Source organism: Roseibium sediminis, assembly GCF_008711325.1.
Taxonomy (GTDB): Bacteria; Pseudomonadota; Alphaproteobacteria; order Rhizobiales; family Stappiaceae; genus Roseibium; species Roseibium sediminis.
Genome location: NZ_VXDB01000047.1, coordinates 1 through 15674, shown reverse-complemented (window position 1 = coordinate 15674; position 15674 = coordinate 1). Strand labels below are relative to the sequence as shown.

General features: G+C 53.3%; 8 protein-coding genes. 5 read left to right on the top strand and 3 right to left on the bottom strand.

All coding sequences use genetic code 11. From position 1 onward, the window contains the following. Positions 1-2655, bottom strand: a 2655-nt coding sequence (locus F0155_RS22235; protein ID WP_192913865.1) for an nSTAND1 domain-containing NTPase, incomplete at its 3' end; no start/stop codon positions are given. Positions 2656-2930: 275 nt separating this feature from the next. Between F0155_RS22235 and F0155_RS22230 the strand changes: the two genes are divergently transcribed. From F0155_RS22230 to F0155_RS22220, 3 genes are read left to right on the top strand one after another with little or no spacing between them, the layout of a single operon-like run. Further along, entirely contained in the window at positions 2931-7766 is a 4836-nt protein-coding gene (locus F0155_RS22230; RefSeq protein ID WP_150526768.1) for an nSTAND1 domain-containing NTPase, read from the top strand. Positions 7767-7825: 59 nt separating this feature from the next. Continuing rightward, the gene (locus F0155_RS22225; RefSeq protein WP_150526767.1) at positions 7826-9427 is read left to right on the top strand and encodes a S1 family peptidase; all 1602 of its coding nucleotides are present in this window, start codon (positions 7826-7828) and stop codon (positions 9425-9427) included. Then, positions 9424-10434 carry an AAA family ATPase gene (locus tag F0155_RS22220; RefSeq protein ID WP_150526766.1) on the top strand — a complete coding sequence of 337 codons (1011 nt, stop codon included), beginning with the start codon at positions 9424-9426 and terminating at the stop codon, positions 10432-10434. The genes F0155_RS22225 and F0155_RS22220 overlap by 4 nt, the downstream gene beginning before the upstream one ends. A gap of 198 nt (positions 10435-10632) precedes the next feature. Here F0155_RS22220 and F0155_RS22215 read toward each other — a convergent pair whose 3' ends face one another. Beyond that, positions 10633-10845, bottom strand: a complete 213-nt coding sequence (locus F0155_RS22215) for a hypothetical protein (RefSeq protein ID WP_150526765.1) — start codon at positions 10843-10845, stop codon at positions 10633-10635. 214 nt (positions 10846-11059) lie between these two features. Here F0155_RS22215 and F0155_RS22210 point away from each other — a divergent pair, with 214 nt between their 5' ends. After that, entirely contained in the window at positions 11060-14380 is a 3321-nt protein-coding gene (locus F0155_RS22210) for a formylglycine-generating enzyme family protein (protein ID WP_150526764.1), read from the top strand. Positions 14381-14467: 87 nt separating this feature from the next. Then, positions 14468-15403, top strand: a complete 936-nt coding sequence (locus F0155_RS22205; protein WP_150526763.1) for a formylglycine-generating enzyme family protein — start codon at positions 14468-14470, stop codon at positions 15401-15403. 68 nt (positions 15404-15471) lie between these two features. On the opposite strand, the gene F0155_RS23710 is transcribed toward F0155_RS22205, so the two are convergent. Further along, a partial coding sequence (locus tag F0155_RS23710) for a hypothetical protein (protein ID WP_208999416.1) occupies positions 15472-15674 on the bottom strand: 203 nt, incomplete at its 5' end.

The following is a 15674-nucleotide window of genomic DNA, read 5'->3' as shown; positions in this document are numbered from 1 at the left end:
CCCCTCGAAAGATTTGACGAGGTTTCCGGTTTCAACGCTCCATAGCTTTGCCGTGGTGTCATCTGAGGCGGTCAGAACGAATGTCTCATCCTTTGAGAAGACGGCGGACCAGACCCAGTCTTTATGCCCCTCGAATGTAGTATGAAGATGCGGCAGCTTGGAGTTCAAGTATAAAAAACTGTGATAAGCGTGTGCTCTGAGATCAAGTAACTTCTTGTTCCAATTACTTGGTAGAGCGGATTTCAAGACTTGAATAGCAGTCACAATTTTATTCTGCTGAACGAGCTGGTCAGCAAGAGCTACAGCGAAAATCGATTTGTTTGTTTCAGATTGGGTGGTACGGTCTTCAGCCAGTTTCTGATTTGAAAAACTGGAGACCCCAAAATAGACAGCGGCGAGAAATAGAATAATTGCTGAGATTGCAACCACCGAGGCGATTTTTGTCCATCGATCCGATTTCCGAGATTGCTTCCGTGCTTCCCCTGCTTGCCTTTGAGCCTCTTCTCTGAGTGCGCGTTCGGTTTTTTCCCTTTCCCTTGAGAGGGCTAGTTCATCTTCCCGCCTTTTTTGATCCTCTGAGGCTGACAGTTGAATATAGTTGATCTCTTCCTCAGACAGGTCATCTTTTCGCTCTTCCAGCCGGTTGATGGCTTCCGATAGTCTGTTCGATTGAAGAAGGTCCGCTGTGTTCTGGCTGTCTCTGTAATCCCTGATTTTACCTTCCAGCCAATGCTGCCATTTCAGAAATCTCAGATCATCAGCTATCCACTCATTCCGAAGTCGCGCCCACCCGCGTAAGAGCGCCTCGTGAATGACTTCCACGGTTTGGGCTTCAAGATCGTTCTCCTCTTCCGCGTCAAATCGATTGGTTGGAGCGTTCTGTCGCCGGATAATCAGAAGGCGGTTTTCTGCAAGGAAGCTAGCTACATCCCACAGCTCCTCACCTAATTCCTGTCGACTTCTCGTTCGCTTTGTTGGCTCATTTGTCTCGTCAAGTTTCAGGACGACCAATCGACACATCAGTCTGCGGACGGCATCTCCATCGCCCTTCTCCGCAAACTTCCGATAAACTTGTTCAGCATGCTGATTTAAGGCGCCCTCAAGTCCGCCGAGTTCATCATAGTCATGGTGATGCAGGGTCCTATGTCGCAATCTGCGCCACATTGCTTCCATCAAGTGGGATAACAGAGGGAGTGAATCTGGTGTTGTCTCTACCGCATCGGCGATACGTTCCGACAAGGGGGGATTGCCCGATTCAAACTCCACACCAAGGTGTTTAGCCGGTTTAACAATGGCGTCGCGGAGGTCTTCAGGTCTCATGTTTGCCAGTTTGACTTCGCCATCGCCGAGGGCATCCACGAACCCTGGATGCTTGTAAGCAGGCCCACCAAAATCAGCCCGCAAAGTGTAAAGCCACTGGAGCGATGGCAAGTCGGCCAAACGTGCTGTTGCGATCATGAAGTCGCGAAAGTCAGCAGGAGGTGCGCGTTTGATTGCGTCTGGTTCACAAGCCTCCTCTTCCGCTTCTGTCGTAAAGGTATGATTGGATATCGTGAAGAGTTCTTCGAACTGATCGACAACAATCAGGATGTGTTGAATCCCACTGTGCTGATTTGCGAGCATGGTAAACAAGGTTTGCAAATCGCTTGGGCCGCTTTTGGATTTAAATAAACTGGCAAGCGTCCGCCGTTTGTCCAACACCTCCGAGACATTGCCACCAGGGTCTGTCAACGGCTGCAACGCAGTTGCTAAGGAAAACCAAGGATCTGCGCCCGGTCGCATTTGCAGGATCAGCCAGTTTCGTTCCTGCCGAAGGATTGGGAACAGTCCCGCCTTCACGGCCGAGGATTTGCCTGCACCGGACGCTGCCGAAACGCCGCAAATGACGTGTTTCTCCAGCTTGGATCGGAGCAACTGAGCGAATTCTTTCCTGCCATGGAAATAGGCGGCATGCTCTTCATCGTAATCGTTTAGCCCACGATAAGGCCGCGCCAATTGTGGACATGCCTTGTGAATGTGCTCAACTGATTGAACAAAGGTGAGATCTACATCCTTTGTGCCAACACGTTCGCGAATTGAAACAACCATTCCAATGATTTTGGAACGGTTTGCATCAAACACTGCGGCGCCGCTAAAGCCACTGGTGATTGTTCCAGCGTCTTTTAAGATAGACCATCCTGCTGCATCCTGCCCGGCAAGTTGTCCAGATCCGGAAATGCCGGCATCTGTTGCAAACCCGAAGGTATGAACAGTCGGATTTTGCTCTTTGGCTGACTTGAAGTCGTCAGGCCCGTATGGTTTTACCGGAGTTTTGATCCCTTTCGCACATCTCAAAAGGGCAATATCAGCTGTCTTGTGATTGACGCGATCTGCGTCTATGGCAGGTTTTGACCATTCCAGAACAACAGCTTGGTAAACTGTTTCACTATTTACAGCGGGAAGGTCGAAAAAGAAGACTTCGTTTTCATCAGGACGCTCGGGGAAATACTGTCTTTTGCCTCGGCAGTCGTTCAGAACATGGGCGCAAGTAAGAACGCATAGCTCATCCTGTTCAGTGAGAACCAACGTACCCGTTCCGCAAATATTACGCCTTCCGTCAGCTTCAGGAATGCAAGATAGCAGCCGTACAATATTGGCTTGCCAAACCCCCGACATCTGCCCCTCCAGTTTCCTAAAATGCCACCCGAATAAAATCTCGTGATTTAGAAATAACCAGATTGCAGGTTAGTTTAATGCCTCTGTATACGTAAAGTTATATCCTGTTGTGCGTTGCGGGAGGCGTGTGTGGGCGCTTGTTCTTATTGAGGGAAAGGTGTAGTAAAACAATGACTTGTCAGATTATGTATTTTTTGATTGAGCAAGGCTTGGAAATTACCAAGAAGTGACTTAGCGTTATTTTTGCTGATATTTTATTTTATGCAGGTGCTGTCATGAGTGGGGGGTGGCAGGAGCCCATTGCACGTCTTCATGTAAGGGCGTCCGGAAAAGAGTTTTGCGGTACGGGGACAATTATTGAAACCCAACAAGACGGGCACGTCTTGCTGACTTGTGCGCACGTCATCAATGCGTGTTTGTCGGTCAAGCCAAACACACTTCGAAGGCATCCAAACTCCTTGGACACCGAGGACCAGGGCAAACCGCTTATCTATTTCTCTTTGCCATTTTGCACGAGTGGAAAGCTATATCGCGCCGAAATAATTGAATGGGCGGGGCCACGCCTGCCGATGGATCTACGTGATCCGACGAATGATGCAAAAACACCGTTTGATCTGGCACTTCTGAAGATACTGGATCCCCTCCCGGCAAAAATGAAAGTGGTAAAGCCCGAACACTTCAAACCGATAACCCCATCCAATTTGAAGGTTACCGCTTTTGGGTATTCGGAGTTTGACGGCAGGTTTGCAAACGGGGTTTTACAGGGGCTTCATGCTGGCGGATGGGCATCTTTCACGCCAGATACCGACATTGAGAGTTTTGTTGTTTCCGGGTTCAGTGGAGGGGCATTTTTCGACAGTCAAAAGCGAATTATTGTCGGTATGGTTGTCGCGCTGGACGACGGCGATAACGGCAAACTCGCATTTGCAATTCCCACCGAACAGATTTGGAGGGCATGTCCGCAGATCGCCAGTCCCTATCGAGGGCTGCGGGATTTCGAGGAAGCTGACGCAGACTTCTTTTTCGGGCGTGACCGGTTCATTGACGAGCTGGTCGAAAAGGCCAAAACGCACCCGATCATTGGAGTGTCAGCTGCATCCGGGGCGGGAAAGTCGTCCGTAATCAAGGCGGGTCTGATCCCGCGTTTACGCCGGGAAGGTAGCTGCATAATTTTGCAAATGCGGCCTGGCAGGGATCCGCAGGCTGCATTGGCAAAGGCACTGTCTGAAGCAAAGCACCCCACCTTTTCACCAATTGAGCTCCTGAAACCTGCAGACAAAATTGATCAAAGGCTACGCGAACAACAAGGGAAAGCAGCAGCTGAGGAGCTAAGAAAGCAAGCCACAGCCATCCTCGAAAGCTATAGCGCGGAGCGCCTTTTCATTTATGTGGATCAGTTTGAAGAACTGTTCACAAACACCGAAAAAGAGGTGGCGACAGGTGACACGAGCAACAAAAAAAACAAGGAAACCGAGTTCCAGGAGGTTGCGTCAGATTTCCGCACATTGATTGCAGAAACAGCGTCTCTGGATTCATTTCCATCGATCCAGTGGTGCTATTCCATAAGGGCTGATTTTCAGGACAAGCTGATCCCGCACCGGTCTTTCATTGATTGTCGGGCCGATGGCGAAGTGTCCTTGTCCAACATGACGCGTCAGGAATTGTGTGACGCAATCCGGAAGCCCGCGGAAGCCCTCAAGGTGCCCTTCAGGCACCATCCGGCATCTGGAGAGAACCTTGTTGATCGATTGGCAGATGACGCTGGCAAGGAGGACGGTGGCCTGCCGCTGCTGCAACATGTTCTGCAACTGTTGTGGCACGATATGAAAGATCGTTCACTTTCACACGAAAGCTACGAGGAATTGGGCGAGCTTGGCGGCGCATTGAACCGATATGCAGACGGGTTCGTGGCTAAAAATTTCAAGAAAGACAACGATGGGCTCTTGTTACGAAAGCTTTTTTTTCGCCTGATCGAGCCAGGTGAGACAGGCGGAGCAACAAGGCGCGTTGTCAGCCGTCACGAACTGGATGACGAAGAGCTTTGGTCCGCTGCATGCAAGCTAGCACAGGCCCGGCTTTTGATAATTCGCGGAGCTTCCGCATTGTCAGATGTTGGAGATCGGTCCACCGGCAGTGTTTCGGCCGATCAAACTGTTGAAGTCGCCCATGAAGCGCTTCTTTCTCATTGGAGACAGTTGCGGGACTGGGTCGACCAGAACAGAAACTTTACCCAATGGGCGAAACGGCTGCGAAATGATGCGGCGCTCTATTACGACAAAAAACGAGATGATGGGTATGTGTTGAAGGGGGGGCCTTTACAGGAATCCTTGCGAAGGCTGGAGGATTGGCGGGCATTTTTGAACAATCAAGAAATTGAGTTCATCGAAACCTCCCGTGATGTGGATAATGCCGAAAATGAAAAGAACAGAAAACGCGACCGTTGGCTGCACAGGCTCGGCATCGGCCTGACCGTTGTGCTGGCGGTTGCGCTGACAGGGGCGACTTGGGGGCTAGCAGAACTTTCGCGTAAGGAGCAGGCCGCCGTTTTGGCAGAAAAAACTGCAGTAGAGGCGAGGGACGAAGCCGTAAATGCAAAACGATCCGCGGAAGCCCAACGTATTGCCGCTGAAGCCCAAAAAGCGTTCGCAGAGAGGGAAAGAGCGCGCGCTGAAGAACTCGCCATAGATGCGCTTCAGTCCGCTGCACTTGCTGAGGTTGAGAAGAATAAGGCTGAAAAAGCGCGAGCGGAAGCTGATGCTGAAAAGCAAAGATCGGAAATAAAGGCGTCCATATTTGCAGCGGCCATTGCAGATCAGTTGCTTACTCAATCGAGAAATTTTGATGCAATCAGATTGTTGAAAGGCGTTGTCCCTCGATATTTTAATACCGAGCACGCACAGAAAAAGAGCATTGCGCTGAACGCACTAAGCGGCGCTTACCAATCCTTGCATGCCAGTCCTAGTATTCTCCGTGGGCATAAGGGCGGCGTTATTCATGGTGTATTTTCTTCGAACGGTGCGCGCATATTAACTGTCGGTGATGATGAAAGAGGCAGACTTTGGGATGTCGATACGGGTAGAGAATTGGCAGTTCTAAGTGGTCACGGAGGCCGGGTTTTCCGTGGCGAGTTTTCTCCTGACGGGAAGCATATTTTGACTGTGTCTGCGGATTTTTCCGGCAGGTTGTGGAACGCTGAAACTGGTATCGAGATAGTCACTCTTCGCGGGCATGTTCGCTCGGTGCTACATGGCACTTTCTCTCCTGATGGGAAGCGTGTGCTCACGGTATCGAAAGACGGCACTGGTAGGTTGTGGAATGCTGAAACGGGTGTCGAGGAAGCCGTTCTCGCCGGACACGGTGACGAAGTGCTGCACGGTGCATACTCACCCGATGGCAAGAGCGTGCTGACGGTGTCAAGAGATGGCACCGGCCGACTCTGGAATGCTGAAACGGGTGCTGGGAAAGCCGTTCTCACCGGGCATGGTGCCGATGTGCTACATGGCACTTTCTCTCCTGATGGGAAGAGCGTGCTGACGGTGTCAAGAGATGGCACTGGCCGACTCTGGAATGCTGAAACGGGTGCTGGGAAAGCCATTCTCACCGGGCATGTTCGCTCGGTGCTACATGGCACTTTCTCTCCTGATGGGAAGCGTGTGCTCACGGTATCGAAAGACGGCACTGGTAGGTTGTGGAATGCTGAAACGGGTGTCGAGGAAGCCGTTCTCGCCGGACACGGTGACGAAGTGCTGCACGGTGCATACTCACCCCATGGCAAGAGCGTGCTGACGGTGTCAAGAGATGGCACTGGCCGACTCTGGAATGCTGAGACGGGTGCTGGGAAAGCCGTTCTCACCGGGCATGGTGCCGATGTGCTACATGGCGCTTTCTCTCCTGATGGAAGGCGCGTCCTGACCGTGAGCTATGATGAGGCGGCTCGACTCTGGGATGCGCAAAGTGGACGCGATACGGCGGTTTATACTGTTGAACCCTTAGGGTTACATAGCAGTTCGTTTTCTCCAGACGGGGAGCGCGTCTTGACAGTATCTTTCAGAGGAACAGGCCAATTATGGAATGTTGAAACCGGTATCGAGGAAACCGTTTTTCGCGGGCCTCATACCGTCGATATGCATGGTACATTTTCACCTGATGGGAAGCGTGTGCTCACGGTATCGAAAGACGGCACTGGTTGGTTGTGGAATGCTGAAACGGGTGTCGAGGAAGCCGTTCTCACCGGGCATGGTGCCGATGTGCTACATGGCACTTTCTCTCCCGATGGCAAGAGCGTGCTGACGGTGTCAAGAGATGGCACTGGCCGACTCTGGAATGCTGAAACGGGTGCTGGGAAAGCCGTTCTCACTGGGCATGGTGCCGATGTGCTGCATGGTACATTTTCACCTGATGGCAAGCGCGTGCTCACGGTTTCAAAAGATGGCACTGGCCGACTATGGAATGCTGAAACTGGTGTCGAAGAAGCGGTTCTCAGCCATCACTTAAGCCCAGTTTTTCATTGTGAGTTTTCTGCCGACGGGGCTATTATATTTACGTTATCAGCCAATGGGTACGCACAAATTTGGGATGCTGCTACAGCTCGCGAGATCATTGTAATTAAAAGCTCAGTTTCTTTGCATGGCTCTCTCTCTCCCGACGGAAAATTTGCGTTCACGTTGCCTGTCATGTCTTCTGCAGGCACATTGTGGGACACGGGTACTGGTCGTCAAATAGCGATTCTCCTAGGCCATAAGGACATAATTTCCCATGGAGTATATTCTCCAGACGGGAAACGGATTTTGACCGGCTCTGTCGACAAGACAGCACGCCTTTGGGACAGTAGAACGGGTCTTGAGTTAGCTGTTCTTCGCGGTCATGAGGATACTGTAACACATGTAGCGTTCTCTCCGGATGGAACACGTGCTCTGACGACTTCTGCGGATGGTACTACCCGGTTGTGGAACATCGTTCCGGTCCTGAACGAACAAATTGAAGACAAAGACAGTTTCGTTGTTCAGCCACCAGTCTCGCAGGCTTTGCTGGACCAGGTTTTTGAGCGCATTCCTGGCCAGCTTACCTGTGCCCAGCGCCGCGAAATTCTCAAAGAAACAGAGTGTCAGTGATCCGGGAGACGAGCGCTGGTAATGGACTAATTTGAGTGAGAGGTTTTGGGCCGGTTCTGATGTCCAATGATGCAATCGACTACACAGTGCTGATTGAATGCGGCGGAGGAAGGGGGACCGGTTTTCCGGTTGCACCCGGCCTAATCATGACTGCCGGGCATGTGGTCGCGGTCGTTTGCGAGGTAGAGCAGAGGGGGCAGGTCTTCGGTGAAATTAGCTTGTGTTGGTGGTATTCAAACAGGGAAGACCATGGCCATATATTACAAGCAAATGAAGTGACACAGTCCTATAAGCCGCATCGTGTCGCTGACTACCAGGCAGGTGATCGTGGGGTCGTCTGGCTGGACAAGGATCTGGACGTGGCATTGATCGCGTGTAGCGACTCCCTGCTACCGGCAGATATCGCACCGGTAAGGCTGAACGAGGCTATTCCCAATTCCGGCAGCCAGTTTACGTGTGTTGGTTTTCCAAGGATTGCAAATCGGGATGGGCAAAAGCCGAGGGGTATAGCGGTTGCGGGGTCAATAAATCCACTTCATGAAAAACGGTTTGAAGCAGATATCACCTCTCCACAAGCGCTTGTTCGTAGTCCAAGCGAGCAACATGCCGGATACGTGCAAAAGCCGTTTGCGGGTATTTCCGGTGCAGCTGTTCAACATGAAGGAAGGGTTATTGGCCTCATCCGGAGCAACATCCGATACGGCGAGTCTCATCGGCTGGTTACGTCTTCCATCGCTCAAATTCTTGAAGCGATAAAGCGAGATTACAACGCGGGCAAGATAGCGGATGAAATCTATCTGAAACTCTTTCCCGAACAAGATGACTCAAAGCGACTGCTAAGCGACTTGAGGCAGCTTTACACTGGATTTGGCAGCCGTGAACGCCGCCAGTTGGCGAAGCACCTCGTCAACGAAGACGCAGACCTCGACGCATCAGAATTTGCCGGAAGCATCATTGATATTGACCCGCAAAACCTGGCCGAGCGCCTGCGCAGCCTCTATGCCGAAACGCCCGCAAACGGGCCGCTTGTCGATGCAGGAAAGCGGATAGCAAATGTGATTTTCCCGGCGCGGATCTTTGCCGAAGAAATCAGGGAAATTCGGGAGCGACGCGTCTTTTCCGATCATAATTTTCTGGATCCTGGAATTTATCTTGAAGCATCCGCCGAACTCATTGCTGCCGGTCTTGAGGGGCGCCCCATCGAATTGAAACACACTACTGATAACCGGCTTGTAGGCACTGCCTGCTGCGAATGGCCACCTGAACACGGCATGCAGTTCGAGGAGCAGGCAAACAGCCTCATCGGCGACATGGGAGCCATGGAGGGAGAGGACATCGCGTTTTGTATCAGCAAGTCTGCCAATAAGAGGCTGGTAAACAGTTATATTGAGCGAGACGGCGACAAGACCTACCGCGATCGCTTTTGTCAGGCGGTCGATCGGCGAATGAAAACAGATCAAAGAGCACCGGGGCACAGACAGCCTTACCTTTTGATCGACAAGTCCAGTGCTTCCGAAGACCGCCTTTCGCAGTGGCAGGATCAGGCTACGCGGATCAACTGGATGGATTTCTACGTTGTCGACCCGGAAAAGGAATTCGATGACGATGACAGGCTCCAACCCATCTACGTCTCAATGATTTACGAAAAGTCGACATCATGATCCAGTTCAGCCCACCGCCAGATCAACCGGTCTATTTCAACAACAGAACAAGCTCCTACTACGTTCCAAATGCTCATGTCTTCGAGCCACGCGACATCGCGGCCGTTCAAGCTGCATTGAGTACCCGTCGGCCCTTGTTGCTGCGCGGCGAACCTGGTGTCGGCAAGTCTCAACTTGCCATGGCCGCTGCAATTGTGTTGCGCCGTGTTTACGTTCAACATGTGGTGAATGCGCTAACCGAGCCGAATGACATTCTTTGGCATGAAGATGCTGTAAGGAGACTGGCGGACGCGCAGATTTTCAATGCATATGGACAAGGTCCGGGCACCATTTCGCCTTCATCAGAAATAGCGGCATGCGATCCTCGTGTCCGCAACAACTATATTGCGCCGGGTGCGCTTTGGTGGGCTTTTGACTGGGAGACCGCGAAAGATCAGGCGACAAAGTCTGCAGTTGCTGAGCTCGATCCACCCACAAAAGAGTGTTCGCCGCAAAATGGCGTCGTCATCTTGATCGACGAAATCGACAAGGCCGGGGCCGAGGTTCCCAACAGCCTTCTCGAAGCATTCGGCTCACGGCAGTTCTTTGTCCCCGGTCGCGATAGCCCGGTAAAAACCAGCGAAGAAACGTGGCCTCTCGTGATCATCACCACGAATGAGGAGAGGATCCTGCCAAACGCATTCCTGCGCCGCTGTGTGGTTCATGACATCAAACTGCCTGATGACCCGCAAAAACTGAAATCTTATCTGGTTCAGCGGGCTGGAGCTCATTTCGGTTCGGTAACCGATCGAAACGAGGCCTATGAGGCCGCGGCAGAAATGCTGATTGAGGACCGGGTTCTGGCAAAGTCCAAGCAATGGGAACCGCTTCCCGGCCTTGCGGAATATCTCGACCTCCTGCGTGCTGTGGAAGATATCAGCTTCGGCGATGCGATGGAGCAGGTGCGGAAACTGGAGCAGTTGAAGGACTTTTTCTACCGAAAGCACCCGGAATCGAAAGACGGCTAATAAAATGATCGAAGCCGAGAAAAAGAACGGTAGGCAGGGATTGTCTCAGCGAAGCCGCGCTGATCTGGTGCGCATCGGGGCTGCTGGCGAAGATTTGCAAGAAGATGGTATCACGTTGGTTGCCGAAGCGTTGGGGTTTGGGTGGCACCCCAGAAAGGGCCCGAAACCGCCAGGACCATACGAAAGCCGCGAACCGGATCAATCCGATAAAGAAATAGGCTCGACGGAAAGCGCTGTTGCATCAAACCAAACACTTGCTCCGATACCATTTTGGGTGCCGTCGCATTTTTTGCCGATCGAAAATAAGAAGAAGAAAAAAGAAGACACAAGGGAATTGGAGGAGAGCCAGACCGGGCCGGTTTTCTGGGAAAACAGGCCAAAGACGCCTCCCGAACGGCAAATGCTTGCCAATCCAGCTGTCTTGATACCGGAGCTGCAAAAAAGACTTACGGTTCAGGGAAAGTCTTTAAAGCCTGATGTGAAAAAGACCGTGCGCTTGCTGGCTCAAAGTCGCGCGATGGATAAAATTCCCCGAAAGCAAAGATCAGCCCCACCCCAGACAATTCAGGTTGTCTTTGATCGAAGCAGACATCTTGTGCCGATCTGGGAAGATCAGCTTCATGTTATGACCATGTTGCAGGTGGCCTTGCCCCAAGCCGAAATCATTCCCTACGTATTCAATGAAAAATCCGGGAAGATTTCGCCGGTCAATGGCGAAAACCGACAACTTGGGGGACCAAGGCCAGAGCTGGGGCCGCTTCTGCTACTCGGTGATCTTGGAAAGCTCGGGCCAGTGCTATCGCCAGCAAGGAAGATGTGGAACCGACTTGGCGAGAAGTTCATCAAGGCCGAACAGGCCACAGTGGTGGTTTATCCCGGGTTCCTTTCCGACCTGTCCGATAAAGAACAGCGGATTTGGTCCGCAATCTCCTGGGAAATGCGTTCGGGAAGTAGGAGAACGGATCAAAACTGGCAGCAGGCGCTTGAAAAGCTCGTCAAACTGGCATCGCCTGCCATTCGCGTTGAAGTCGGACTGTTGAGGCTGCTGCGAACGTCTTTTTTTCCACAAAGTGGAGTCGGATTGGAAATTGCTTTTTGGCAGCATGATGCATTGTCCGGCCGCTCGCTGGACGCAGCCTCCTTTTCCAAAACAGCCGCGAAATACTATCGCAATCGATTTGCCAGACTGGATCAACGCGAGCAATGCAGAGCATTCGAATGCATCAGGCTTTGGCGGCATCGGTTGCCCGATGAAATCTACTTTGAAGAGCTTCTCGGCCTGCCAGAGAAAACAAAGGCCGTATTATCGGAAAAGGACCAGAACTACGGGAGTGACCTTGAAACCGCTCGCAGCTTCTTTGAGCACATGGCGACGACAGCAACAGATCAATCGGGTGAAAATGGCCGACGGCAACGCGCTTGGTTATCAGGCGTCAGCGACCGTATTTCCAGTCATGCCTTGGAATGTGAGACGTCACTCAGAAATGCCATAACGAGTGTTCGGCGGATCTATGACCCAGGCTGGATACCCCCGGTCGCTCCCGCCAAAATCGTTAGGTCAGATGTGGATGTGGGGCATGTGCACTTGCGCTTGGGCGAACAAGGGTTCGTCGTCGATGCTTCCATGGACAACCCCGATCAAGAGCCCGGCAGCCCCCTCATAACCCTTCCCAGCAGGAATGGTGTCGTGGACCTGTCTGACTGGCGGGCGGCGGAGATGTTTCCGGCAGATCAGTTCTGGGAAGCAGGGATTGCACCGAATTGGGCAGATGACTGGGGCGTGGATGCATTCGGGGCATGGGCCACTATTTCGGTCATCGGCCACAATCTTGAAACAAGCGAAGACGGACTTACCCTCTCAAACGAGGTTCGGCGCGTCACTCAAAAACTGCGCTGGATACCGCAAGGTCAGTTCGTGATGGGCTCACCAGAAGATGAACCTGGCCGGTACGATGATGAGGGGCCGAGGCATGAGCGGACCATCGAGCATGGCTTCTGGCTGTTTGACACGCCGGTTACTCAAGCGCTTTGGGGCGCCGTGATGGAGGCGAATCCAAGTGAGTTTCTGCATCCTGACAGGCCGGTGGACTCCGTGTCCTTTGAAGATGTTCTCGCGTTTATCACGCGGTTGAATGAACATTTGCCCGGCTTAAACCTTGGCCTTCCAAGTGAGGCAGAGTGGGAATATGCGTGCCGCGGTGGGACGAAAACGGCGACCTATGCCGGGCAAATGGAGATTTTGGGAGCGCACAATGCGCCCATATTGGATGAGATTGCCTGGTATGCGGGCAACAGTGGGCGCGGCTATGATTTGGCAGAAGGTTTTGACACCTCCGATTGGAGTGAAAAGCAGTATCCGGAGGATCAAAAGGCGGGAACCCGGATTGTTGGTTTGAAACATCCAAATGCCTTTGGGCTTTACGACATGCTGGGCAACGTGTGGGAATGGTGCCTTGACGAGTGGCATGACACTTATGAGGGCGCGCCAAGTGATGGGTCGGCTCGGGAAGGCGATGCATCAAGACACGATCGTGAAGGCCGCGAGGACCGGGTGATCCGGGGCGGTTCCTGGTACGACCTCGCGCGGGATGTGCGCGCTGCGTATCGCAACGGGTTCGAGCCGTCGTACCGGTACGACGATCTCGGTTTCCGCTGTGCCGGAGGTCGGGTTGAGCCAGGCAAGCCGGTGGCGCGGAGCGCCAGGGTAAGTGCGGAGCCCGGCAAGCCTCGTTCGGTGACACGCGAGCGGAGCCGCGTGGAGCAGGGCGCGGCGCAGACGGGTGGGCTTTCGGGTGGTGATACAACCATGCGCAGTGGTGCGGTGGTAGACCCTTCCAAACCGCAAGCCATAATCCCGCTGGAAAACGGTGTTCCAAACCGCCGCATGCAGATCCGCACGGACAAGGCAGTGTTAACGCTTGAGCCGATGACCAAGCCGGACTGGGCTCATGCTATTGGTCGTGACCGGTTCGGACTTTATGCGGACTTTAAGATCGAAACTGTCCGACAAAGGCTTCGCTGGATCCCGCCGGGCCAGTTCATGATGGGAACACCTGAGGATAAGCCGGGTAGATTTAACTCGGAAGGTCCGCAGCACGAAGTGACGATTGCTCAGGGGTTCTGGCTGTTCGATACGCCCGTGACGCAAGACCTGTGGGATGTTCTGATGGGACAGAACCCGAGCAGATTTCAACATCCAAGGCGGCCCGTTGAACAAGTGGATTGGAAAATGGCGCGTGACTTCGCGACTGCACTAACGGCGCAGATCCCGGATTTGAGTTTCGAATTGCCAAGTGAGGCAGAGTGGGAATACGCGTGCCGCGGTTGGACGCAAACGGCAACCTATGCCGGGCAAATGGAGATTTTGGGAGAGCGCAATGCGCCCATATTGGATGAGATTGCCTGGTATGGGGGCAACAGTGGGCGCGGCTATGATTTGGCAGAAGGTTTTGACACCTCCGGTTGGGATGAAAAGCAGTATCCGGAGGATCAAAAGGCGGGCACCCGGATTGTTGGTTTGAAACGTCCAAATGCTTTTGGCCTTTATGACATGCTGGGCAACGTGTGGGAATGGTGCCTTGACGAGTGGCATGGCACTTATGAGGGCGCGCCAAGCGACGGTTCGGCTTGGCAAGGTGATGGATCAAGCCACGATAGTGAAGGCCGCGTGCGCCGGGTGATCCGGGGCGGTTCCTGGGACGACTACGCGCAGGGTGTGCGCGCTGCGTTTCGCTACTGGATCGAGCCGTCGGGCCGGGACTTCAATCTCGGCTTCCGCTGTGCCGGACGGTCGGTTGAGCTCAGGCAGGCGGCGCGGAGCGCCGGAGGCGGGCTGGCCGGTGACGCGCGTGCGGAGCCGCGCGGATCAGGCCAGACCAGCACGGAAAGGGCAGAGGGAAGTATCAGGGGGCGTATCAAACGGCCATTTCCCAAGCATAGGAGATAGTGATTCCAGGCAAGACAACGACCGTTGGGATGATCCCAACAATCCGTCAGACCTTGGACCAGAAACCGCATGAAAACAGGAACACAGATGTCTGATGCCACCGGGTCTGAAAATCTGATTCAAGCACCATTTGAATATGAGGGGCAATGGATTGAGCCAGCTCGCCATCCCCTTGAAACAGGGCTCCCGCCATCTTGGGCCAGCGGTTGGGGCCAAGATGAATTTGGTGTCTTTGCCGAGCTTACTGTTGTCGATGTCACCCAGAAACTTCGCTGGATCCCGCCCGGAAAGTTCCTGATGGGATCACCTGAGGATGAGTCGGGCCGATGGGCTGACGAAGGTCCCCAGCATGACCGAACCATTGAACATGGATTTTGGCTCTTTGATACACCGGTCACCCAGGCTTTGTGGGTGGCCGTTATGGATAATAATCCCAGTCATTTTGAAGGCCCTGAACGGCCGGTCGAATCGGTATCATGGAAGGACGCGCAAGAATTTTGCACGCGCATGAATAATCTGGTGTCCGGGTTGAGCCTTCGACTACCAAGTGAAGCAGAGTGGGAATATGCCTGCCGGGCCGGGACCAGTGAAGCAACTTATGCCGGATCACTCTCCTTCGAGGATAAAAAGGTGGACCGGGCACTTCTTGACCGAATTGCTTGGTACTCCGAAAATGCGGGCGGTCAGACCCAATCCATTGGAGGCAAAAAGCCAAACGATTTTGGCCTATATGACATGCTGGGCAATGTATTGGAATGGTGCGCCGATGAATGGCATGACAGCTTTGAGGCCGCGCCAAGCGATGCCTCAGCTTGGCAAGATATATTTTCAGACCTCCGCCGCGTGCTCCGGGTGTTCCGGGGCGGTTCCTGGGGCGACGACGCCCGGGACGTGCGCGCTGCTTATCGCAGCAGGTTCGGGCCGTCGCTTCGGAACGGCAATCTCGGTTTCCGCTGTGCCGGAGGTCCAGTTGAGCTCAGGCAGGCGGCGCGGAGCGCCGGAAATGCGGAAGAGATCTCATAGGCTTGAACCGGGACGGTTCAAACAATGGGATCGAGAGGCGCGGTACTCGGGCTTTCGCTCCTTTTTTCTTATCTCATCTCAAGAATTTGCCTCGCCAGTGCGCGCCGTTCAGCTGGTGCATTTTGATATAGCTCCACAAAGCTATCGTGTTCGGATAATTTCGGCCTTAAGCGCATTGCCTCGATGAGCTCCTGGCGGCGTTTGTCATCCAACTGACCATAGTGCTCCTCGGTTGTTCGCATATGCTCGTGACCTAGATTCTGGCTGAGGG

Bases quoted from the DNA above. Each gene is read 5' to 3' on its own strand.
- F0155_RS22230 (WP_150526768.1), top strand. From the start codon at position 2,931: ATGAGTGGGGGGTGGCAGGAGCCCATTGCACGTCTTCATGTAAGGGCG.
- F0155_RS22225 (WP_150526767.1), top strand. From the start codon at position 7,826: ATGTCCAATGATGCAATCGACTACACAGTGCTGATTGAATGCGGCGGA.
- F0155_RS22220 (WP_150526766.1), top strand. From the start codon at position 9,424: ATGATCCAGTTCAGCCCACCGCCAGATCAACCGGTCTATTTCAACAAC.
- F0155_RS22210 (WP_150526764.1), top strand. From the start codon at position 11,060: ATGACCATGTTGCAGGTGGCCTTGCCCCAAGCCGAAATCATTCCCTAC.
- F0155_RS22205 (WP_150526763.1), top strand. From the start codon at position 14,468: ATGTCTGATGCCACCGGGTCTGAAAATCTGATTCAAGCACCATTTGAA.